The organism is Kitasatospora sp. NPDC004531 (assembly GCF_053602195.1).
Genome location: NZ_JBSGDD010000006.1, coordinates 62,137 through 82,522 on the forward strand (window position 1 = coordinate 62,137; position 20,386 = coordinate 82,522).

Annotated in this window: 20 protein-coding genes and 2 pseudogenes; 15 read left to right on the forward strand and 7 right to left on the reverse strand. The window is 68.9% G+C overall.

Annotated elements, in window-relative coordinates; all coding sequences use genetic code 11:
- Positions 1-18: 18 nt before the first annotated feature.
- Complete coding sequence (locus ACWEMJ_RS04755; protein ID WP_452135509.1) at positions 19-699, forward strand: maleylpyruvate isomerase family mycothiol-dependent enzyme; 681 nt, start codon at positions 19-21, stop codon at positions 697-699.
- 509 nt (positions 700-1,208) lie between these two features.
- Here ACWEMJ_RS04755 and ACWEMJ_RS04760 read toward each other — a convergent pair.
- Positions 1,209-1,606: pseudogene (locus ACWEMJ_RS04760) on the reverse strand (mycothiol transferase).
- 347 nt (positions 1,607-1,953) lie between these two features.
- Here ACWEMJ_RS04760 and ACWEMJ_RS04765 point away from each other — a divergent pair.
- Genes ACWEMJ_RS04765 through ACWEMJ_RS04775 form a run of 3 tightly spaced genes read left to right on the forward strand, consistent with a single transcriptional unit; the run spans position 1,954 to position 5,166 of the window.
- The gene (locus ACWEMJ_RS04765; RefSeq protein WP_452135510.1) at positions 1,954-3,327 is read left to right on the forward strand and encodes a glutamate decarboxylase; all 1,374 of its coding nucleotides are present in this window, start codon (positions 1,954-1,956) and stop codon (positions 3,325-3,327) included.
- Positions 3,327-4,796: an amino acid permease gene (locus ACWEMJ_RS04770; RefSeq protein ID WP_452135511.1), complete on the forward strand. Its 1,470-nt coding sequence runs from the start codon at positions 3,327-3,329 to the stop codon at positions 4,794-4,796. The genes ACWEMJ_RS04765 and ACWEMJ_RS04770 overlap by 1 nt, the downstream gene beginning before the upstream one ends.
- A 1-nt stretch (position 4,797) precedes the next feature.
- On the forward strand, positions 4,798-5,166 hold the full coding sequence (locus tag ACWEMJ_RS04775) for a hypothetical protein (RefSeq protein ID WP_452135512.1): 369 nt from the start codon (positions 4,798-4,800) through the stop codon (positions 5,164-5,166).
- A 51-nt stretch (positions 5,167-5,217) separates the two neighbouring features.
- Here the strand turns inward: ACWEMJ_RS04775 and ACWEMJ_RS04780 are convergent.
- The 4 genes and pseudogenes from ACWEMJ_RS04780 to ACWEMJ_RS04795 all read right to left on the reverse strand — a co-directional run bounded on the left by ACWEMJ_RS04780 (position 5,218) and on the right by ACWEMJ_RS04795 (position 8,288).
- Positions 5,218-5,896 (reverse strand): annotated as a pseudogene (locus tag ACWEMJ_RS04780) (IS5 family transposase).
- Between the two features lie 144 nt (positions 5,897-6,040).
- On the reverse strand, positions 6,041-6,418 hold the full coding sequence (locus tag ACWEMJ_RS04785) for a fluoride efflux transporter FluC (protein ID WP_452135513.1): 378 nt from the start codon (positions 6,416-6,418) through the stop codon (positions 6,041-6,043).
- A complete protein-coding gene (locus ACWEMJ_RS04790) occupies positions 6,408-6,797 on the reverse strand; it encodes a fluoride efflux transporter FluC (RefSeq protein WP_452135514.1) in 390 nt (129 codons plus the stop codon). The genes ACWEMJ_RS04785 and ACWEMJ_RS04790 overlap by 11 nt, the downstream gene beginning before the upstream one ends.
- A gap of 327 nt (positions 6,798-7,124) precedes the next feature.
- Complete coding sequence (locus ACWEMJ_RS04795) at positions 7,125-8,288, reverse strand: PucR family transcriptional regulator (RefSeq protein WP_452135515.1); 1,164 nt, start codon at positions 8,286-8,288, stop codon at positions 7,125-7,127.
- Positions 8,289-8,452: 164 nt separating this feature from the next.
- Between ACWEMJ_RS04795 and ACWEMJ_RS04800 the strand changes: the two genes are divergently transcribed.
- From ACWEMJ_RS04800 to ACWEMJ_RS04840, 9 genes are all read left to right on the forward strand, one after another.
- Positions 8,453-9,913, forward strand: a complete 1,461-nt coding sequence (locus tag ACWEMJ_RS04800; protein ID WP_452135516.1) for an aldehyde dehydrogenase family protein — start codon at positions 8,453-8,455, stop codon at positions 9,911-9,913.
- A 46-nt stretch (positions 9,914-9,959) separates the two neighbouring features.
- Positions 9,960-10,154, forward strand: coding sequence for a ferredoxin (locus tag ACWEMJ_RS04805; RefSeq protein ID WP_452135517.1), 195 nt, complete (start codon positions 9,960-9,962; stop codon positions 10,152-10,154).
- On the forward strand, positions 10,147-11,301 hold the full coding sequence (locus tag ACWEMJ_RS04810; RefSeq protein WP_452135518.1) for an NAD(P)/FAD-dependent oxidoreductase: 1,155 nt from the start codon (positions 10,147-10,149) through the stop codon (positions 11,299-11,301). The genes ACWEMJ_RS04805 and ACWEMJ_RS04810 overlap by 8 nt, the downstream gene beginning before the upstream one ends.
- Before the next feature lie 31 nt (positions 11,302-11,332).
- Positions 11,333-12,514, forward strand: a complete 1,182-nt coding sequence (locus ACWEMJ_RS04815) for a cytochrome P450 (protein WP_452135519.1) — start codon at positions 11,333-11,335, stop codon at positions 12,512-12,514.
- A 15-nt stretch (positions 12,515-12,529) separates the two neighbouring features.
- The gene (locus ACWEMJ_RS04820; RefSeq protein ID WP_452135520.1) at positions 12,530-13,588 is read left to right on the forward strand and encodes an alcohol dehydrogenase catalytic domain-containing protein; all 1,059 of its coding nucleotides are present in this window, start codon (positions 12,530-12,532) and stop codon (positions 13,586-13,588) included.
- The gene (locus ACWEMJ_RS04825) at positions 13,578-14,816 is read left to right on the forward strand and encodes a flavin-dependent oxidoreductase (protein WP_452135521.1); all 1,239 of its coding nucleotides are present in this window, start codon (positions 13,578-13,580) and stop codon (positions 14,814-14,816) included. The genes ACWEMJ_RS04820 and ACWEMJ_RS04825 overlap by 11 nt, the downstream gene beginning before the upstream one ends.
- Before the next feature lie 321 nt (positions 14,817-15,137).
- Positions 15,138-16,163: an MBL fold metallo-hydrolase gene (locus ACWEMJ_RS04830; protein ID WP_452135522.1), complete on the forward strand. Its 1,026-nt coding sequence runs from the start codon at positions 15,138-15,140 to the stop codon at positions 16,161-16,163.
- Positions 16,160-16,492: a hypothetical protein gene (locus ACWEMJ_RS04835; protein WP_452135523.1), complete on the forward strand. Its 333-nt coding sequence runs from the start codon at positions 16,160-16,162 to the stop codon at positions 16,490-16,492. The genes ACWEMJ_RS04830 and ACWEMJ_RS04835 overlap by 4 nt, the downstream gene beginning before the upstream one ends.
- 136 nt (positions 16,493-16,628) lie before the next feature.
- Positions 16,629-16,847 (forward strand): hypothetical protein, encoded by a 219-nt coding sequence (locus ACWEMJ_RS04840; protein WP_452135524.1) that lies wholly within the window; start codon positions 16,629-16,631, stop codon positions 16,845-16,847.
- Positions 16,848-17,455: 608 nt separating this feature from the next.
- On the opposite strand, the gene ACWEMJ_RS04845 is transcribed toward ACWEMJ_RS04840, so the two are convergent.
- Complete coding sequence (locus ACWEMJ_RS04845) at positions 17,456-18,391, reverse strand: pirin family protein (RefSeq protein ID WP_452135525.1); 936 nt, start codon at positions 18,389-18,391, stop codon at positions 17,456-17,458.
- Positions 18,392-18,520: 129 nt separating this feature from the next.
- Between ACWEMJ_RS04845 and ACWEMJ_RS04850 the strand changes: the two genes are divergently transcribed.
- Positions 18,521-19,024, forward strand: coding sequence for a carboxymuconolactone decarboxylase family protein (locus ACWEMJ_RS04850; RefSeq protein ID WP_452135526.1), 504 nt, complete (start codon positions 18,521-18,523; stop codon positions 19,022-19,024).
- Between the two features lie 67 nt (positions 19,025-19,091).
- On the forward strand, positions 19,092-19,715 hold the full coding sequence (locus tag ACWEMJ_RS04855; RefSeq protein WP_452135527.1) for a DUF4291 domain-containing protein: 624 nt from the start codon (positions 19,092-19,094) through the stop codon (positions 19,713-19,715).
- Positions 19,716-19,732: 17 nt separating this feature from the next.
- Here ACWEMJ_RS04855 and ACWEMJ_RS04860 read toward each other — a convergent pair whose 3' ends face one another.
- On the reverse strand, positions 19,733-20,263 hold the full coding sequence (locus tag ACWEMJ_RS04860) for a GNAT family N-acetyltransferase (RefSeq protein ID WP_452135528.1): 531 nt from the start codon (positions 20,261-20,263) through the stop codon (positions 19,733-19,735).
- Positions 20,264-20,386: the final 123 nt, after the last annotated feature.

The following is a 20,386-nucleotide window of genomic DNA, read 5'->3' on the forward strand; positions in this document are numbered from 1 at the left end:
ACGGAGTGCCGACGCTGGATGGCCGACGGCGAGGCGTACTTCCTCGCCTCGCTCCGGCTCAACAGCGACCAGGACGTCGATGGCCCGAGCCGCCTGCCCGGCTGGTCCGGTCGGCACCTGCTCTCCCACCTGGGCCACAATGCGGCAGCGCTCGGACGGCTCGTCCACTGGGCCGCGACCGGGGAAGCCACCCCCATGTACGCGAGCCCGCAGGCCCGGGCCGAAGAGATCGAGGCCGGGGCACTGATGCCGGTCGCGCGGCTGCGGGCGTTCGTCGAAGAGGAACAGCAGAAGCTGGCCGTCGCCCTCAACGGGCTCGGCGACGCAGCCTGGCGAGCCCAGGTCGTCACCGCCCAGGGGCGCACGGTTCCGGCAGGTGTCATCCCATGGCTGCGTGCCCGCGAGGTATGGATCCACGCCTGCGATCTTCCCGTCGGGGGTGACTTCACCGCCTTCCCAGACGGCTTCGTGGACGCCCTGATCGACGACGCACTTGACCGTCGGCGCACTGCGCAGGACATCGATGTTGTGGTGCGCCCCACTGACCGCGCCGTAGAGCCGGACGAAGAACCGCCGGTGCCGAACTGCGTTCAGGGGCCCTCCGCGGCTCTGGCGCGGTGGCTCACCGGCCGGGGAACGCCTCCCGGGCTGAGCACCCCGGCCGGCACGACGCTGCCGGGCCTTTCCGCCTGGCTGTGATCCCCGGCTCCCACTCTCCGCCGCCCCTTCGACGCCGTCATCGTCGAAGGGGCGTCGGCCACTCCCGGCCGGACACTGCTGCGGCATACGCATTCGTGCTGCGGCGACGCGAGTTCGCGCGTGGGCGTCTTTCGCATCGTTCACGGTGGGTGCGCTGCTGCGGCTGCTGGCGATCGTGCTGCCGCTGCCCACGCACCGGATCTGGATCACCGTGATTGCGGTGTTGACAGCCCTGGCCGTGACGGGCAGGGCGAGCTCAGTGGCGGCCTGCGTTCGACCAGTTGATGGGCCGTATAACGGGTGCAGGCCCACATCCGCTGCGTGTGCGGGCTCACCTCGTGAAGGCATCGAGGATCGCGCCGACCGCGTACGTCACACGTCCCACATTGTGACGTGCTGCTGCTGCATGGTCTTCGTTTGTCGATGTGACTCACGATGATCAACGGTGGCCGCCGGCATCTGCACACCGGAGTCCTCGTCGGGCGGCCTGACCAGAACTCCTTGCCCTCCTACTCCCCGGTGGTCCCGTCGATGCGCTCGCGGAGCAGATCGGCGTGACCGCTATGGCGCGAGTACTCCTCGATCATGTGCGTAATGATGTATCGGAGCGTGAAGACCTCGTCGCGCCAGTGCACGGTGGTGTCGAGCGACTCTCGGCGTCAACCGTGGCACGTGACCGCGCGCACTCCTCCCTCCAGGCCCTGAATGCCTCTTCCGGATCGGCGGAGTCTACGTCGAACTCGGCAAAGTGGCCGGGATCCTGGCGCGGCCAATGCGCCGGGGAGGTCCGGCCTTTCACCATGTTCCGGAACAAGCTCCGCTCGACCTCGGCCATGTGTCGGACCAGTCCGAGCAGAGACAGTGCCGAGGGAGGAACGGCTCGCTCCCTGAGCTGTTCGGCCGTCAGTCCGGCGCTTCCATGCCACGGTCTCCCGCTGGTACCGGAGGAAGCCGGTCAGAGACGCTCGGTCGTCGGCCACCTGCGAGGGCGCGGTCCGCCTGTGATCACCCATCGGCCCATCCTCCAGTCGCAGATCGTGATGTGACTGGTCAGGGGTGATTCCTTGTTCGGGCGCCTACGACGAGGAGAGACATGGCGATCCGGGGGCGTGCTGGTCGGCTCTGTGCCGGGAAGCCTGCCGCCATCTCGGTGCAATTGCTGCTGTCGTTCACCGAAACGGTCCAGAGCGGCATGGCAGAGCTTCAGGGGCGGAGGAAAGATCCAGGGCAAGGTCCTCAGCAGAAAGGCGTGTCATGTCCGACGAAAACGTCGTGGCGGTGAACCCCCTGTTCGCCCGTCCCGGAGAAGCCACGAGAGCAGACAAGTTCCGCATCCCGGCTGATTCGATGATCCCGGAGACGGCGTACCAGATCGTTCACGACGAGATCATGCTGGATGGCAATGCGCGACTGAACCTGGCGACCTTCGTCGGCACCTGGATGGATCCGTACGCATCAAAGCTGTACGCCGAGTCCGTCGACAAGAACATGATCGACAAGGACGAGTACCCGCAGACGGCGGCGATCGAGGATCGCTGTTGGAAGATGCTGGCCGACCTGTGGCACGCACCGGACCCGACCGGCACCATCGGCACTTCCACCATCGGCTCGTCGGAGGCGTGCATGCTGGCCGGCCTGGCGTTCAAGCGCCGCTGGCAGCACGCCCGGCAGGCGGCGGGCAAGCCGGCCGACAAACCGAACCTCGTGATGTCTTCCGCGGTCCAGGTCGTGTGGGAGAAGTTCTGCAACTACTGGGACGTCGAGGCGCGGTACGTGCCCATCACCGAGGAGCACAAGTGCCTCGACGGGCACGACCTGGCTTCCTACGTCGACGAGAACACCATTGGTGTGGTGGCGATTCTCGGCGTGACGTACACCGGTATGTACGAGCCGGTCGCCAAGATCACCGCCGCCCTCGATGCCATCCAGCGCGACACCGGCCTGGACGTCCCCGTCCACGTGGACGGCGCCTCGGGTGGCATGATCGCCCCGTTCCTCCAGCCCGACCTGGTGTGGGACTTTCAGCTCGAGCGCGTGCACTCCATCAACACCTCCGGGCACAAGTACGGTCTGGTCTACCCCGGACTCGGCTGGGTGGTCTGGCGCAGCATCGATCTGCTCCCCGAGGACCTGATCTTCCGGGTCAGCTACTTGGGCGGAGACATGCCCACCTTCGCACTCAACTTCTCGCGCCCCGGCGCCCAGGTACTGCTGCAGTACTACCAGTTCCTACGGCAGGGGCGCAGCGGGTACCGGGCTGTTCAGCAGTCCAGTCAGGACGTCGCGAAGTTCCTCGCGCAAGGGATCAGCGAACTGGATGCCTTCGAACTGTGGAACGACGGCTCGGACATCCCGGTGTTCGCCTGGCGACAGAAGGCGGGGCACACGCGGAACTGGTCGCTGTACGACCTCTCGGACCGGCTGCGCATGAAGGGCTGGCAGGTTCCTGCCTATCCGCTGCCCGACAATCTTGCGGACATGACCGTGCAGCGCATCGTCGTACGCAACGGGCTGAGCATGGATCTGGCCCGTTCCCTGCTCGACGACATCCGCAGTTCGGTCCGTTTCCTCGACCAGCTCGACGGGCCGATGCCGTCCGAGGGCCAGACCACCGGGTTCCACCACTGATGGCCGCCGCCACCCCGCCGCCGGCCCAGGGGGATCCGGGGGCGGCCGGGGCGCCACGCGCCCGCGCGTATCTGTCGGTCTTCAACCTCGCCATCCTGACCGTGGTGGCGGTGGCGAGCCTGCGCAGCCTGCCGACCATGTCGACCTACGGGCTCGGCAGCATCACGCTCTACGTCATCCCGGCCGTGTTCTTCCTGGTCCCGGTGGCGCTGGTGGCGGCAGAGCTGGCGACGGGGTGGAGCGGCGGTGTGTTCGTGTGGGTGAAAGAGGCGATGGGCTCGCGCTGGGGCTTCACGGCGATCTGGCTCCAGTGGATCCAAAACGTCGTCTGGTTCCCCGTCCAACTCGCGTTCATCGCCGCCAGCTTCACCTTTGTCTTCGCCGATCAGAAGCTGTCGAGCTCCGGGCTCTACACTGCCATCGTCATCGTCGTCCTGTACTGGTTGTCGACCGCCCTGACGCTGCGTGGCGGCAACCTCTTCGCCAAGGTCGGTTCCTGGGGCGGTCTGATCGGCACGATCACCCCCGGCCTCCTTCTCATCGTGCTCGGCGCCTGCTGGCTCGGAACCGGCCAGAAGAGCCAGGTGCCGCTCCACTGGGGCGACGTGGTACCGCCGTTCACCGGTTTCGCGAGCCTGGTTCTGATCGTCAGCAACTTCCTGGCCTACGCGGGCATGGAGGTCAACGCCATCCACGCCAACGACATGCGCAGCCCCGGCAAGGGCTACCCGAAGGCCGTGTTCATCGCCGTCGCGGCCATCCTCGGTGTCTTCATCCTGCCCACCATTGCCGTCGCCCTCGCCGTCCCCAAGGGAGAACTCGGCTTGACCACGGGCATCAACCTTGCCTTCAAGATCTTCTTCGACCACTGGGGCGTCTCCTGGGCGACCGCCGTCGTGTCGGCAGCCATCTCCATCGGTGCGCTCGCATCAGTGGTCACCTGGATCGCAGGCCCGAGCAAGGGTGTCCTGGCCGCCGCCGAGACCGGTCTCATGCCTCCGTGGATGCAAAAGCGCAACAAGGCCGGGGTCCAGCAGAGCATCCTTCTGGTTCAGGGCCTGATTGTTACCGGCCTTGCCGCCCTGTTCATCGCCATCCCCAATGTCTCGACGGCCTTCTTCACCCTCGTCGACATGGCCGCAGCTCTCTATTTGATCATGTATATGCTGATGTTTGCGACTGCCCTGCGCTTGCGACACATCCGCCCGGACGTCAAACGCGCCTACCGCGTCCCAGCGATCAAATTGGTGGCCGGCGTTGGGTTCGCCGCCTCAGCAGCAGCCTTCGCGCTCGGATTCGTCCCGCCCCAGGGGCTCTCGGGCATCCCGCCGCATCTCTACCCCATCATGATGGTCGTCGTGATCATCGTCCTCGGGGCGCCGCCGCTGCTCTTCTACCACTTCCGCAAACCCGGCTGGATGCGCAAGCGGCCTCAGGACTCCGCCGTGACTACCAAAGCGGAGGGCTGACATGCGCCGGACCACGACCGCCATCCTCAGCCTCCTCGCCGCCCTGGCCGTGCTCACCGGCTGCGGAGCCTCCCACACGAAGAGCGAGAGAGCGGACCGATTCACAGCCGCCGTGCGGGATTCGGGCCTCGCGCCCGAAATGACGCCGAAGATCGCCGCCTCGCTCTACGGCGAGGACGGAGGGGCGATCTGTGCCGCGCTCCGCGACAACCCGGCCGGCATCCTGCTGAGTTGGGGACGCACCACTCTCACGCATACCCCGGGCGACCATGCGGACGACCTGATCGCCTACGATCGGCACGTCGTCGAGGTCTACTGCCCGGACAAGCTCGACGTCTTCAATGATCTCTCCGGACGTATCAACCGGTGAGACGCGCCATCAGGGTCTGCCGGCCGGAACCTCTTGGAACTCGTAACACGATCATGAGGATGGGTTGTTGAGGCGTCGCCGGCGGATGGGTGCGCAGGCGAGTGAGACGAACGCGTTGTGGAGGTTGAGGCGTCGTTCCCAGCGGACAGCGAGGCGCTTGAACTGGTGGAGTTGGGCCCAAGGTCTGCTCCACGACGTAGCGGAGCTTGCCGAGGCCGAGGATGTCCGGCGCCCTTACGGGAGATGACCGGCAGGATTCGGCGCTTGCGAAGTTCCTTTGGGTGACGTCGTTGACGTTGGCGGCGGTGGTGATGACATGGAACGGAATGCCGCCGCCGTCGCTGATCAAGTGGTGTTTGCTTCCGGTCTTTCGGCGATCGACCGGCGAGGGCCCGGTTGCCTCGCTCCCATTTTTCGCGCGCACGTGGGAAGCGTCCACGCAGGCGCGCGTCCAGTCGATCAGGCCCGCCGCGTTGAACTCGGCCAGGAGTATGCGGTGCAAGGCCTCGAAGACCCCCGCCTGCTGCCAGCGGCCGAGCCGCCGCCAGCAGGTCTGTCCGGAGCCGAAGCCCAGCTCCAGGGGCAGTTGCTGCCACGTGATGCCGGTGTACAGCACGAACAGGATGCCCTGCAGACAGCGCCGGTCGTCCACGGGACGCGGGCTGGGCGACCGCTCCGGCCAGGCCGGCAGCAGCAGCTCGATCCGGGCCCACAGCTCGTCGTCCTCGATCCACGGCTTCTTGCTCGCGTCATCACGAACAGACGAGTCGTCACATCGGCAAAGCCCCACCAGCGACGATCAGCAAGATCGTGTTCCGAGTTCTTAGCGTGGCATCATCTCACCGGTGGAGAATGGTGCACCGCAGCTGCGACGTCACCAGATGCCGCGCGCCACGGCCGCACCTGCGAATGACATCCCGATGCCGAGTACGAACGTGACCGTGAGGTAGATACCGGCCACGGCCGTACGGCGGATGGAGGTGAGGGTGAACACCTCGTAGGAGAAGGTCGACAAGGTCGAAAGCGCGCCGCAGAAGCCGGTGGCCAGAAGCAACACGGCGTGGGGCCCCAACGCCCCGCGGAAGGCTGCTTCGGAGAGGAATCCGAGGAGCAGGCAGGCGAAACCGTTGACAGTCAGGGTTCCGAACGGGAACGGGGTGTGGACCCTCGACTTCACGGCCACGCCGGTGAGATATCTGGTCGGACCGCCTGCCAGTCCACCGGCGAGGACGAACAGACAGTCAACGAGCATCGGACGCCACCTGATGAGTCGGGATGCCGACGAAGGCGCGGGCCACGAGAACTCCGACCGTGACGCCCGCAAGAGCCGCCGCCACCGTCAGGGCCAGATAGCCGACAGCGGTGCCCCACGCACCCGCGTCCACCAGCTGCCGGATGTTGTCCGTGAAATGCGAGAACGTGGAGAATCCACCGAGAAAACCGGTGCCGAGCAGTGCGCCCGCAGTTTTCTTCTGCCGAGGGAAGCGAACTGTCAGCACCGTCATCAAAGCACCCATCGCCAGACACCCCGCGCCGTTGATCGCGAGAATCGGCCAGGGGAAATGCGTGCCCTCGGTGGGCCACAGCCGCTCCACCCCGTAACGGGTGACCGCGCCGATGGCCGCCCCCACCGCCACCAACCCCACTACTGGCGACTGCCGGCCCGGAGCATGCTCCGAATGGGCGTGCCCAGGAGGGCGGGCCGGATGGTCATCGGGGTCGAAGTAGGGATTAGTCACTGACAGAGCGCCCTTGATAGAGGAGACTGCAGCCGTTCAGCCGATCGCTCCCACCCGCAAAAAATCGCAAAATACAGAAAGTAGCATGATGGTGAAGAAATGAGACGATCAGCAGCGAGGATTTTATCCTTACTGCTCGCATTTCCGTGCCTTTTATGAGGTGGCGTAACCGGTTCGTGCGGCAGGCTGTGTTTCTCATGCCGGAGGTCGGGCGCCCGCTCAGTGGCCCCTTCTGAGCCCTGCCAGCGTCGCGACGCGCAGCGCCGTGTGCAGCTCACGACGTACGTTGCCGATGCCGAGGTCGACCTCCGCGATCTCGCGGACGCGGTCCAGGCGGTAGTACAGAGTGCTGCGGTGGATCATGAGGGTTCGAGCGGTCGCCTGAGCGTCGCAGGCGTTGTCGAGGTAACACTCCAGCGTGGTGACGAGGTCGGGACCGCCGTCGACGGCGAGGAGTCGTTGGAGCGGGGGCGGCAGGTCCCGGCGAGTGAGGGAGCCGAGGGGCAGTTGGACGAGGAGCCGGTCCAGCCCGAGGTCGGACCACTTCGCGATGGGCCCGTAGGTCGGTTCGTCGAGCCAGGACGCCCGAGCGGCGACGAGAGCTTCCCGATAGGACTCCACTGCGTCGACGAGGTGTTCGCGTGGGTCACCGATCCCGGCGTGCAGCTGTGAAAGCCCCTCCCCGGCCAGGTACTCGGCGATGCGTTCCTTATTGACGCGGCGCGGTGTGATCGCGACGGCGTGGGTGGCCAGGACGCTGCCCGCGACCTTGGAGGGCGACTTGCGCAGTAGCTCCGTCATGCAGTCGTCGAGTGCGAGCCGGTCCTTGATGGACGGTTCGCTGTCCGGTGAGCCGGCGATGAGCACGAGCACCGTGTAGTTCTTCGATCCGCCGATCATTCCGGTGTCGTGCAGCACCCGCGCAGCGTCGGCACGGGTGGTGGGATCACCGGAGAGGATGCGCGCCAGCTGTTCGTTGACCCGGATGAGGTCGCGCTTGCGACCGAGCTCCCGCTCGTACAGCAGTTCCTTGAGATCGGCTGCGGCCGCGTCGAGCACCTCATGCGCTGCCACACGGTCGTGGGTGCCGGGGTGGATGTAGGCGATGTAGCCGACCAGGCGCTCGCCGCGTCGGACGGGGAACACCACGCGGGCCGGTGCGCCTGTCTTCTCGTCGAGAGGGATCACCACCGCCTCGTGGGCACGGTGGGCACCGGCCAGGTGAATCATCTCCCGGGCCCGTGCCGTGCCGCGGCGGCTCAAAATCACTGTGCGGCGCACATCGTCCACATCGTCGTCGTGCGCACTGAACGCCACCAGATTCAGCTCGGCGTCGTAGAGGACGAGCGAGCGATTCAGCTGTTCAGCGAGGTTCTGAATCACATCATCAAGGTTCAACGCTTCACCACCCATCCGACACGGTGTCGGAAATTTGGGGCTCACCTTAGTACATCCGAGCGAGTTCTCCGACCGTCATCACGCATACCTTTTCGGCCAAGGCGTCCGGCCGAAGCCGCCGTGCGACGCCCGTCGAAATGGAGACCCACGTGAGCATCCTCGACCCCGAGATCTGGACCGGCCGACTGTACTCGTCGGGCTGGCGGGAAGGTTCCGCCGGCCCGGCCACCGTCTCGGAGGCGGCGACCGGCGCATCGCTCGGCATCATTGGCACGGCCTCCGGCCAGGACGTCGATGCGGCCGGTGCCGCCGCGGCAGCCGCACAGCCCGGTTGGGCCGCCACCACGTTCACCGAGCGGGCGGCTGTTCTGCACCGCGCCGCTGCGGCGCTGGAGGACCACCGCGACGACATCGTCGGTTTCATGATCCGCGAGACCGGCTGCACCCGCTCGAAGGCAGCACAGGAGATCGTCAAGGCCGTCGGCGAACTCACCGCCGCAGCAGGGTTGGTGGACCAGCCCTGCGGTGTGGTCATGCCGCACCAGGAGCACGGCGTCCTCTCGATCGCCCGTCGGGTCCCGGCCGGGGTCGTGGGTGTCATCGCGCCGTGGAACGCCCCGCTGATGCTCGCGATCCGTGCCGTCGCTCCTGCGCTGGCGTTGGGCAACGCGGTGCTGGTGAAGCCCGCTCCGGAGTCTTCGGTCAGTGGGGGAGTGCTCCTCGCCCGGATCTTCGAGGAGGCCGGGCTTCCCGAGGGGTTGCTGCATGTCCTACCCGGCGGAGCCGACACCGGCGAGGCTGTCGTCCGGTCGCCGCACACGGCGGTGGTCTCGTTCACCGGATCCTCGGCCGCGGGCCGCAAGGTCGGCGAGATTGCCGGCGGCCTGCTCAAGCGCGTTGTTCTCGAACTCGGCGGCAACAACGCCCATATCGTCCTCGACGACGCGGACCTGGACGCGGCCGTCAACAACGCCGCTTGGGGCTCGCTCCTGCACCAGGGCCAGATCTGCATGGCGACCGGCCGGCACCTCGTGCATGAGTCGCTCGCCGACGAGTACGTCGAGCGGCTCACGGCGTACGTCCGGTCGCTGACCGTCGGCAACCCCACCCGCCCCGAGGTCCGGGTGGGCCCGCTGATCAGCGAACGGCAGGCGAGCCGCGTCCACGAGATCGTCACCGACTCGATAGCCGCAGGCTCGGTGCTCTGCACCGGCGGCGAACAGGCCGGCCCGTTCTACACGCCGACGGTCCTTGATCAGGTCACCCCATCGACCCGCGCATTCAGCGACGAGATCTTCGGCCCGGTCATCCCGGTCACCAGGTTCTCCACCGACGACGAAGCGGTCGAACTCGCCAACGCCACCCGCTACGGGCTCTCTGCGGCGATCCACACCGGCTCGGTGGGACGCGGCCTCGACCTGGCCGCACGACTGCGCACCGGCATGGTCCATGTCAACGGCCAGACCATCAACGACGCGCCCCACGTCCCGATGGGCGGCACCCGTGACTCCGGCAACGGCGGCCGGTACGGCGGCCACTGGAACCTCGACGAATTCACCCAGTGGCAGTGGGTCACGGCCCGCACCACTCCCGGCACCTACCCCGTCTGAACCGGCCCCCACAGCCGCGCATCGGACAAGCGAAAGAGGAAATGACATGCAGATCTCAGTGGAACGCGCCCGCTGCGAAGGGTACGGATTCTGCGAGCAGGCTGCGCCCACCCTGCTGCGTCTCGACGACGAGGGCGAACTCGAGATCCTCCAGGCCGAGGTTCCGGCCGCCGAGACCGAGGCCGCCCAAGCCGCCGTCCGGGTCTGCCCGGTTGCCGCACTGAAGCTCGCCGATGCGTAGCGGCACGGGCTCGGTCGTTGTCGTCGGCGGCTCGGTGGCCGCGACGACCGCCGCGGACGCCCTGCGCCAACAGGGCCACTCCGGCCCGATCACCATCCTTAGCCAGGAGTCCTACACGCCGTACGTGCGGCCACCGCTGTCCAAAGCCATCCTGAAAGGCGCCGAACCGCCGACCTCGGTGTTCATGCCCGCCCTGCCGTCCGACATCACGCTGCGCACCGACGCGCGAGCAGCCGGCCTGGACGTCGACCGCCGTCGCGTGCTGCTCGCGGACGGCGAGGAGGTGCCCTACGACGGGCTCGTCCTGGCGACCGGCGCTCGCGCCCGGCGCCTTGGCACCTCACCGGGCGAACTCGTCGTCCGAGACCTCGACGATGCGCTGGCACTGCGAGAGCGCCTCGCCGACGCGCGTTCCGCGGTGATCATCGGCGGCGGGTTCCTCGGCATGGAGATCGCCTCCTCGGCGCGCTCACTCGGCGTCGACATCACCGTCGTCGACCGGGATCCGCACCTGGTCCGCCAGTTCGGCCGCCGACTCGCCGAGCGGATGACCACTGCCGCCACTGCCGCGGGCGTGGTCCTCGCCCGGGCCGAGGACGGCGTCGAACTGCTGGGCAGCGGCGACGAGATGACAGGCGTGCGCACCGGATCCGGCACCGTGTACGAGGCCGACCTCGTGATCACGGCGGTCGGCTGCCAACCGAACGTCGAATGGCTCGACGGGACCGGGCTTGCCTCGCCGGCCGGAGTCACCGTCGACAGCCGGTGCCGGGTACGGCCCGACATCGTCGCCGCCGGCGACATCGCCGCCCGGCCCGACGCCTCCGGGAACGGCCCCCGCCGGACGCCGCACTGGGCCAATGCACTCGACCAGGCCCGCACCGCAGCGGCGGCGCTGGTGCGCGGCGACGAGGCACCCGCCTACCGGCCTCGCCCGTTCTTCTGGACCGAACAGTGGGGTCTGGACATCAAGATCGCGGGCGAGATCCGCCCCGGTGCCGAACTGTCGGTCCTCGACGGCTCTCTGGACGAAGGCGACGCCCTCGTCCAGTGGACCCTCGACGGCCGCCCGATCGCCGCGGGCACCGTCAACCGCCGCGTGCCGATCGGCAAGCTCCACAAGCTGGCCGCCGCTCCCGTCGCATGACCCGGATACTTCCCTCGTTCCTGGAGCCCCTGTGACCACCACCCCCATACCCACCCTGGACATCGACCTCTTCACCGACGAGGCACTGCTCGACCCGTGGCCGCTCTACCAGCAGATCCGTGACGCCGGCCCGCTCTGCCACCTGCCGCGCCTCGGCGTCTGGGCGATGGGCCGCTACGAGCAGGTCCGGGCCGCACTCGGCGACTGGGAGACGTACTCCTCGGCCAGCGGCATCGGCCTCAACGACGTTGCCAACGAGGCCACTCGCGGCCTGATCATCGCCACCGACCCGCCGGAGCACGACCGGCTCCGCGGCGTCCTGGCCGAGCGCCTGTCGCCGCGCGAGATCCGCCGGCTCGGCGAGGACATCCGCCGCCGTGCCGCCGAACTGGTCGACGAACTGGTCGGACGGGGCACCTTCGACACCGTCGCCGACCTCGCGCAGGGCTTCCCGCTCTCCATCGTCCTCGACCTGATCGGACTGCCCCAGGACGGCCGAGACAAGGTCCTCACCTGGGCCGACGCCGCGTTCTCCGCGAGCGGCCCGGCGGGCCGGCGCACTGACGAGGCCCTCCCGCTGCTGGAGGACCAGCTGGTGTACCTGGCCACCCGCGCCACCCCGGACCAGCTTGCGCCCGGCAGCATGGGCCGGGCAATCTACGAGGCCGCCGAGGCCGGGAAGATCGATCCTGCCTCGTGCGTCCCGCTGATGTCTGCCTACGTCACCGCCGGCCTGGACACGACGATCAACGCGATCAGCAACGCCGTCTGGTACTTCGCCAACCACCCCGATCAGTGGGACGTCGTCCGTGCCGACCGAAGCCTCATCCCGAGCGCCTTCAACGAGATCCTGCGCATCGAGTCGCCCGTCCAGTTCTTCTGTCGCGTCACCACCCGTGACGTCGAGGTCGAGGGCATGCTCCTGCCCGCCGGATCGCGCGTGATGATGCTCTACGCGTCCGCCAACCGCGACGAGCGCCGCTGGCCCGACCCGCTCCGCTTCGACGTGCGCCGCAACCCCGCCGAGCACGTCGCCTTCGGCTACGGCATGCACGGCTGTGCGGGCCAGGGCCTGGCCCGGCTCGAAGGCCACTCGATCCTGGAGGCGCTGGCCGACCGGGTCGCCCGATTCGAGGTGGGCACTCCGGAGCGGCGCATCAACCAGCTGATCCGCGGCTTGAGCGCGCTGCCCACCACCGTGCACGCGGCCTGAAAGGAGCGGCCGACCATGTTGGCCACACGATTCAACAAGCCCTTCGACATCACTGTCGAGCAGGTTCCGGACCCGCAGGTGGTCGACCCCACCGACGTGACGGTGGAGATCCTTTACTCCGCGATCTGCGGTTCTGACCTGTGGACGTTCCGCGGCATCGTCCCGCACGCCCCCGGGGGCATCGGCCATGAGTTCCTGGGCCGTGTCCTCGACGTCGGCGCCGACGTGACGACGGTGCGGCCCGGTGACACCGTGATCGCACCGTTCGTCTTCTCCGAGGGCGACTGCGAGCAGTGCCGCAGCGGACTCCAGCCACTGTGCGAGCACTCCGGAATCTGGGGCAAGGACTGGGCAGGCGCGCAGGCCCAGGCCATCCGGGTGCCCTACGCGGACGCGACCCTCGTCCTGCTGCCATGGACGGTGGACGAACTCGACACCGAACTGGCCCGGCGGCTGATGCCGCTGTGCGACGTGTACGCCACCGGCACCCATGGTGCGGTCCTCGCCGGAGTCGGTGCCGGCGACACGGTGGCGGTCATCGGCGACGGCGCGGTGGGCATCTCCGCGGCCGCCGCGGCCCGCCGGATGGGCGCGGGCCGGGTGGTGCTTCTCGGCGAGCAGCCGGCCCGGCTCACCATCGCCGAGGGCTTCGACGTCGAGACCCTGTGCGTCTCCCGGGACGAGTCGCCGGTCGACCGGGTGTGCGAGCTGCTCGGCGGTCGGCTGCCCGATCGGGTGGTGGAGTGCGTCGGCATGCAGTCCGCGTTCGACACCGCCCTCGACGTGGTGGCACCGGGCGGCGCGATCGGGTACGTGGGCGTGCCGCACGGGGTGGAGCCGATCCGCCCGATGCGGCTGTTCGGACGCCAGATCCATCTGTGCGGCGGCGTGGCGCCGGCCCGCCACTACCTGCCCGGACTGATCGAGGAGGTGCGTACCGGCAGCCTCGATCCGTCGCCCCTGATGGATTGGACGCTGGCTCTCGCCGACGCCGCGCAGGGATACGCGGCGATGGACAGCGGTGCGGCGCTGAAGGTGCTGCTGGAGACAACCGGAGGAAACCATGGCCACTGAGCCAGCAGTGATCATCGTCGGTGCCGGAATCGGCGGCCTGACGCTGGCACTCGAACTGTATGACCGGGGCATCGAGGGCGTGGTGCTCGAAGCGGCACCGCAACTGGAGCCGCTTGGGGTGGGCATCAACCTGCTGCCCCACGCCACCCGCAATCTCTCCCGGCTCGGTCTGGAGGGGGCGTTGGCGGCAGTCGCGGTGACTACGGTGGAGTCCGCCTTCTTCAACCGCTTCGGCCAGCACGTCCACAGCGAGCCGGCCGGCCGTCATGCCGGATACGAGTGGCCGCAGTTCTCGATCCACCGCGGTGACCTGCAGATGGTGCTGTTGAGCGCGGTGAGGGAACGTCTTGGCGCGGACGCGCTGCGACTCGACCACCGGGTCGTGTCGGCCTCGCAGGACGAGGACCGCGCGACCGTGGAAGTACAGCACTCGGACGGAACGTCCAGTTCACTGGCCGCCGCCGTGGTGGTTGCCGCAGACGGCGTGCACTCGGCGATCCGCCGGCAGTTCCACCCCGAGGCGGCACAGCCCAAGTACACCGGCTACATGATGTGGCGGGGCGTCACTGTGTGGCCGGAGTTCCTGACCGGAGGCTCGATGGTGCGGGCCGGCTGGCTGGCCACCGGCAAGATGGTGATCTATCCGGTCCGCAACGCCGTCGACGAGCAGGGGCGCCAACTGGTGAACTGGGTCGCCGAATGCGAGGCGCCTCAGCGCGACAAGCGCGACTGGAACACCCCCGGGCTCATCGAGGACTTCATCGGTCCGTTCGAGGACTGGCACTTCGACTGGCTCGACGTGCCGGCGATGATCCGGGCCGCCGACGAGGTCCTGGAATACCCGATGGTCGATCAGGACCCCCTCGACCACTGGACCGAGGGCCGGATCACGCTCCTCGGCGACGCCGCCCACCCGATGGTTCCGCGCGGTTCCAACGGCGCCGCGCAGGCGATCCTCGACGGCGGAGTGCTGGCCGAGTACCTCGCCGAGACCGACGCGGTCACCGCGCTGCGCCGCTACGAGGAGAACCGGCTGCCGGCGACGGCGCGGGTGGTCCTCACCAACCGGCTCAATCCGCCGGACGCGATCCTCCGTGAGGTCCACGAGCGCAGCGGCGACCAGCCGTTCGACCACATCGACGACGTCCTCACCAGGGACGAGATCGTCGCCCTCAGCGACGGCTACAAGACCGTCGCGGGCTTCGCCAAGGAGCAGTTGGCCCGTTAGAAGCAGGCGCCGCGGGCGGCACGGTCACCGGAGGCATGGCAATCCCCCGCCTCCGGTGACCGGCCGCCCGCGGTGCCGAACCAGGCCTGTGCACAGCCGTGTCCCGACCGACCGGTCGAGGCACCCCCACGGGAAGCGGCATCGCTGCCGCTGTTCGAATGGAGTGCAGAAATGAACGGACCTCAGTTCTCCGACTGCTGCGCGGGGAATGAACGCCCCGGTTCCCGGCGGACACTGCTCAAAGCCGCTGGAGTACTCGGCGGAGCGGGCCTGCTGGGGCTGGGTGGAGCCGGCACGGCCACCGCGAGCACACCGCTCGCAGTGGCCGGAGCCAAGAAGGAAGCTTGGGCGGGGCTGAACGTCGTGCTGCTCGGCACCGGTGGCGGACCGGTGCCTATGACGGACCGTCAGATGACGTCCCAGGCCGTGGTGGTCGACGGCGCGGCCTACGTGGTCGACTGCGGCAGCGGGGTGGTGCGCAACCTCTACGCGGCCGGGATCACGCACGGCATGGTGCGGGCGATGTTCATCACTCACTTCCACGCCGACCATTTCAGCGACTACCTTCCGATGATTCTGTTCGGTCGGCCGATCCCCGGTGTCGGCTACGGCTATCGGAACCCGCTCCAGGTCTACGGCCCGCCGTCCCTGGGGCTCCCGCCGGGAACACCGGCACCCGGTGTGGAGCTGATCCGGCCGCAGAACCCGCATCCTGGCATGGTCGACGTCCACAACGGCATCCTGGAGGGGTTCGCCACCACCACCAACAGCCAGGGCATCGCCAGCCGCATGGGACCGGACATCCGGGACCTCGTCGCGCCGCACGACATCCCCATCAGCGCCTCGGCCGCCCTGCCCGCGCCGCCGCGGATGCGGCCGTTCACGGTGTTCGAGGACGAGCGGGTGAAGGTGAGCGCCACCCTGGTCAACCACTACTGGCCGTTCCCGTCGTTCGGCTTCCGGTTCGACACCGACCACGGCAGCGTGACCTTCTCCGGCGACACCACGCCGAGCGACAACCTTGTGGAACTCGCGCGCGGTACGGATCTGCTGGTCCACGAGATCATGGACGGCCAGCGCATGATCGACGGTGGCACCGCCGAGACCATGGTGAACGGCCTGCGCACCTGCCACACCGACATCACCGAGGTCGGTGACGTGGCAGCCCGAGCCGGCGCCGGACAGCTCGCGCTGTCCCACATCGTTCCGCTCGGCCTCACCGCGCCGACCCCGCCGAAGATCCCGGCCGGACAGTGGCGCTCCCGGATTCGGCGCGACTATTCCGGTCCGGTGATGGTCGGCGAGGACCTGGCGCGGCTGACAGTGAAGGGGAAGCGCTCTCGGTGATCGTCGCGCCGACGCTTTGGGTCCTTGGTGAAGACAAGGGCGGCGTACAAGGCACTGCCGGGCTCGTGTCGCAGGTCTGGCAGGCCTCGTCGGTGACCGCGTTCGAATTCGGGAGGGCGGCCTGGCGGTGGCGTTTGCGCACGTGGTCGCGGCTGCCGCAGGATGAGAACGCCTCGTCCTCCGGCGGCCGTGGCGGGGCGGTCCGGGGAGGACCGATCGGCCCTGCGGCCCGAACCTTCTGCGGCATGGGGGCAGCCGTCGCGGTGGGCCAGAGGTCCGGCCAAGGTGAGCCCAAAAGCGGCAGTCAGATGATCTTGGCGGGCCAGTGATGCGGTTCAGGGAGCATCGGGTGCTTGCCTCGGTCTGGGCGGGGATGGGGGGACGGCCGGCCTCGCGCAGCTCCTGGAGGTCAGGGTGTGGTTGTAGAGAGTGTCGGGGCTGACGCCGAGGAGTTCGGCGATCGAGGTGATCGACTTGCTTGGGGTTGGGCAGCAGGGTACGGGCGGCGACGCCGCCGCGCTCGCGCAGCGGCACCCCGAACTGTTCGTCCAGGCCCTGCCGGTGACGTCGCCGCCCGCACCGAGCGGTTCGCCCGCCGGCGGCCTGCCGCCCCGCGGCCAGACGCCCACCGCGGGCTCCGCCGGTCTGGACATGGCGCGCCGCCGCGGCTACATCACCACCTGACCCGCCTCGATCTGACCCGGCAGCGAACCGGGAGCAGGGGACCACGCCCCGTTCAGCACGTGGACAGCACGACCCGGAGTCCGCGACCTCGGCCGTTCGATCTGCGCGCGGTCCCTCATTGGGCACGATCAGATGTTCTTCATCGCCGGCCGGAGGCTCTCCCAGGTGTAGCCGACCAGCTGGAGGCGGCCGGGCGGCGGCACAGCAGCTGAAGAGAGTCCGAGCCTGATGGCCGTCAGCGTGCCTGGTGGGTCCGGTGCCTACCGGCTGAAGCCAGCCAGACGCCGCCAAGGGTCAGGGCCACCACTCACCACGGTCGCCCGGACGGTGGCGAGGCACTCTGCTGTCGCCACTGGCGTCCTTCGCAGATCCGCCAGCCTCTCTCGAGAAGACTGACGGGCCGTCAGAAAAGTCAGCAAAAAGTCAGCATTCATCCGCCCAGACCCTGCAGAACGGGCCCACAGGTGGGAATCGACAAGATTGTGACAGTCCTCGGCGAGACCTCTGCGGGAGCTGGTCGCGCCCTCCCGGCGATGTTGGAGGGGCTGGCCGAGAGGCGCCTCTCATCGCCTGTGGCCAGGGTTGCTTCGAGAAGGCATTTCAGCAGTTCAGAGGCGGTTTCCGCGCACCTTGAGGGCGACGTTCGGAAGCTCCGGGGCGGGCAGTCGGTTGCCCGGGTAGCCCTGAACCTCGCCGAACCGGACCCCCTTCTCCCAGTCGTTTCGTGCTTGTACGATCTCCTCACCGGACCGGCCGATGAAGTTCCACCACATGACGATCTGCTCGCCGAAGGGCGTGCCGCCGAGGAGGATCAGGCGGGCGGGGGTGGGGGAGGGGTTGGTGAGGGTGATGGTGGCGGGGCCGGGCGCGAGGTAGCCGAGGTCGGCGGGGCGGAGGGGGGTGCCGGCGAAGGTGATGTCGCCCTGGTCGACGAGGAGGCCGTGTTCGAAGGCGGGGTCGACGTCGAGGGTGAGGGTGGCGCCCGGTTCGAGGGTGAGCTCGGCGCCGAGCAGCGGGCTGAAGGTGGGGACGGGCGAGGTCTCGCCGGCCAGGGTGCCCAGGAAGACGCGGGCCTCGCCGCCGTCGAGGCTGATCGGGGCGGGGACGTGGTGGTGGAAGTCCCGTGCGGTGTGCCGGTGTTCGTCGGGCAGGGCGACCCAGAGCTGGACGCCGTGCAGGACGGTGGTGGCCGTCGTGGAGGTCTCGGAGTGGGCGATGCCGCGGCCCGCCGTCATGAGGTTGAGCTCGCCGGGGCGGACGAAGGCGTGCACGCCGAGGCTGTCGCGGTGCTCGATCTCGCCGCTGAACAGCCAGCTGACGGTCTGCAGGCCGATGTGCGGGTGCGGGGCGACGTCCATGCCGCCGGTGGTGGCGACGTCGTCGGGGCCGTAGTGGTCGATGAAGCACCAGGCGCCGATCAGGGTGCGCTCGCGCTGCGGGAGGGTGCGGCGGACGGTCATCGCGCGCGGGCCGCCGAGCGGGACGTCGCGCGGGGGGAGGACCCGGACGGTGGCCGGGCGGGGCCCGTTCTCTATGGTGCTCATTGGTTGTGCTCCCTCCCGTGCCGTACGGACACGGGTTCCGTGCGACTCGTTGCCACAAATCGTTTCAGCTTCAACTATTATGGACGATATCGTCCGACAAACACCAGCGCGCAGGCGGAGGAGCTCCAGGTGACCGAGGTGGCGACCACCACGAACAGCCGTCGGGTCTACATCGACAAGCAGCACCCGAAGGCCTTCCGAGCCCTGCGCTCCACCGCCGAGACGGTGCGCGAGGCCGCCGCCGAAGCCGGACTCGACCGGCGGCTGGTCGAACTGGTCAACCTGCGGGTCTCGCAGCTCAACGGCTGCGCCTACTGCCTGGACGTGCACACCAAGGCCGCGCTGCAGGCCGGCGAGAGCGTGCAGCGCCTCGGCGTGCTGAGCGCCTGGCGCGACACCGCGCTGTTCGACGAGCGCGAGCGGGCCGCCCTGGCACTGGCCGAGGCGACCACCCACCCCGCCGACGCCGACGCCCAGGAGACGGCGTACGCGCAGGCCAGGGCCGTGTTCGAGGACGAGCAGATCTCTGCCGTGATCTGGGTCGCGGTCGCCATCAACGCCTTCAACCGCGTCTCGATCCTCAGCAAGCACCCGGTCCGGCCCGCGCGGGCCGACGTCCTCGCCGGACAGTAGGCACCCCCGGGGGCCCGCTGCCGGAAAATCCGTGGCAGGCGGGCCCCGCCGGTGGCAGGGTCGAAGGATGGCCCAGCAGCGCAGCTCGCCCCGCCACCCGCCCCGCGGACCCCGCACCTCCGGGCACCCGTCCGAACTGCACGCCGTGCGCGCCGACTTCGACGACAGCACGATCGTGGTCTACCAGGCCTACACGCCCGCGATCGCCGAACCCGCGCTGCGGGCCGGGCGGTTCGTCGCACCGTTCTCGTTCCGGCGGATGACCTGGATCAAGCCCTCGCTGCCCTGGCTGCTGCACCGCAGCAACTGGGCCACCAGGCCGGGGCAGGAACGCGTCCTGGCCGTCCGGATCACCCGCCGGGGCTGGGAACAGGCCCTCGCGGCGGGCGAGTTGACCACCGGGGACCCGCAGCGGCTGGCGAAAGCCGAGGTGCACGTCCAGTGGGATCCGGAGCGGTCGCTGCGCGGGGCCGCGCTCAACCACTACAGCATCCAGGTCGGCCTGGGGCGGGAGACCGTCCGCCGGTACGCCGAGGAGTGGATCGTCTCGCTCACCGACCTCACGCCGCAGATCCGGCGCGCCGCCGAACTGGTCCGCACCGGCCGCACCGAACAGGCCCGCCGACTGCTCCCCGGCGAACGCCGCTACCCGCTGCCCGCCGAGCTCGCCGCGCGCCTCTGCGGAGCCTGAAGGTGGTGGAGCGGGAGTCAGGGCAGGTCGGCGGGGCGGATCCGGTAGACCTGGAGATTCAGGTCGTAGTACTTGGACGTCTCGCCGACCCAGCGCATCCCGAGCCGCTTGGCCACCGCGTGCGCCCGGTCGTTCTTCGGCCGGGCCACCGCGAAGATCTCCTCCACGTCCTGCTCGAACGCCCAGTGCAGCAGCGCCAGGCCCGCCTCCGTCGCGTACCCCTGGCCCCAGGCGGGCGGGGCCAGCTGCCAGGTGATCTCCAGGTCCTCCTCGTACGGCGGCAGCGGCCGGATGCTGAACCCGCCGACCACCTTCCCGTCCTCCCGGCGCTGCACCGCCCACCGGCCGCGCGGCGGCAGCAACCCGGACTGCTCCTGCGCCCAGGCCTGCAACACCGCGCGCATCGCGTCGAGGTCGGTGACCCGGGCCATCGCGGGCGTGAGCCAGCGGGCGACGTCCGTGGAGCCGTACACGGCCAGCGCGTCCTCGGCGTCGTCGGGCGTCCAGTCGCGGACGACGAGCCGGTCAGTGGTCAGGCTGATCCCCATGGCCGGGTCCTCCCTCATGCGGATGGCGGGCGTCTCCTCCCCCGGAGTGTGCGCCCCCGACCCCGTTCCGTCGAGCCGGGGAACCGGACCGCACCATGCGTCATCGACCGGTCACCCGGCCGC

What these genes read in the sequence shown, in the direction of transcription:
- ACWEMJ_RS04755 (WP_452135509.1), top strand. Translation starts at nt 19, where the DNA reads ATGGCCGACGGCGAGGCGTACTTCCTCGCCTCGCTCCGGCTCAACAGC.
- ACWEMJ_RS04765 (WP_452135510.1), top strand. Translation starts at nt 1,954, where the DNA reads ATGTCCGACGAAAACGTCGTGGCGGTGAACCCCCTGTTCGCCCGTCCC.
- ACWEMJ_RS04770 (WP_452135511.1), top strand. Translation starts at nt 3,327, where the DNA reads ATGGCCGCCGCCACCCCGCCGCCGGCCCAGGGGGATCCGGGGGCGGCC.
- ACWEMJ_RS04775 (WP_452135512.1), top strand. Translation starts at nt 4,798, where the DNA reads ATGCGCCGGACCACGACCGCCATCCTCAGCCTCCTCGCCGCCCTGGCC.
- ACWEMJ_RS04785 (WP_452135513.1), bottom strand. Translation starts at nt 6,418, where the DNA reads ATGCTCGTTGACTGTCTGTTCGTCCTCGCCGGTGGACTGGCAGGCGGT.
- ACWEMJ_RS04805 (WP_452135517.1), top strand. Translation starts at nt 9,960, where the DNA reads ATGCAGATCTCAGTGGAACGCGCCCGCTGCGAAGGGTACGGATTCTGC.
- ACWEMJ_RS04810 (WP_452135518.1), top strand. Translation starts at nt 10,147, where the DNA reads ATGCGTAGCGGCACGGGCTCGGTCGTTGTCGTCGGCGGCTCGGTGGCC.
- ACWEMJ_RS04820 (WP_452135520.1), top strand. Translation starts at nt 12,530, where the DNA reads ATGTTGGCCACACGATTCAACAAGCCCTTCGACATCACTGTCGAGCAG.
- ACWEMJ_RS04825 (WP_452135521.1), top strand. Translation starts at nt 13,578, where the DNA reads ATGGCCACTGAGCCAGCAGTGATCATCGTCGGTGCCGGAATCGGCGGC.
- ACWEMJ_RS04845 (WP_452135525.1), bottom strand. Translation starts at nt 18,391, where the DNA reads ATGAGCACCATAGAGAACGGGCCCCGCCCGGCCACCGTCCGGGTCCTC.
- ACWEMJ_RS04855 (WP_452135527.1), top strand. Translation starts at nt 19,092, where the DNA reads ATGGCCCAGCAGCGCAGCTCGCCCCGCCACCCGCCCCGCGGACCCCGC.
- ACWEMJ_RS04860 (WP_452135528.1), bottom strand. Translation starts at nt 20,263, where the DNA reads ATGGGGATCAGCCTGACCACTGACCGGCTCGTCGTCCGCGACTGGACG.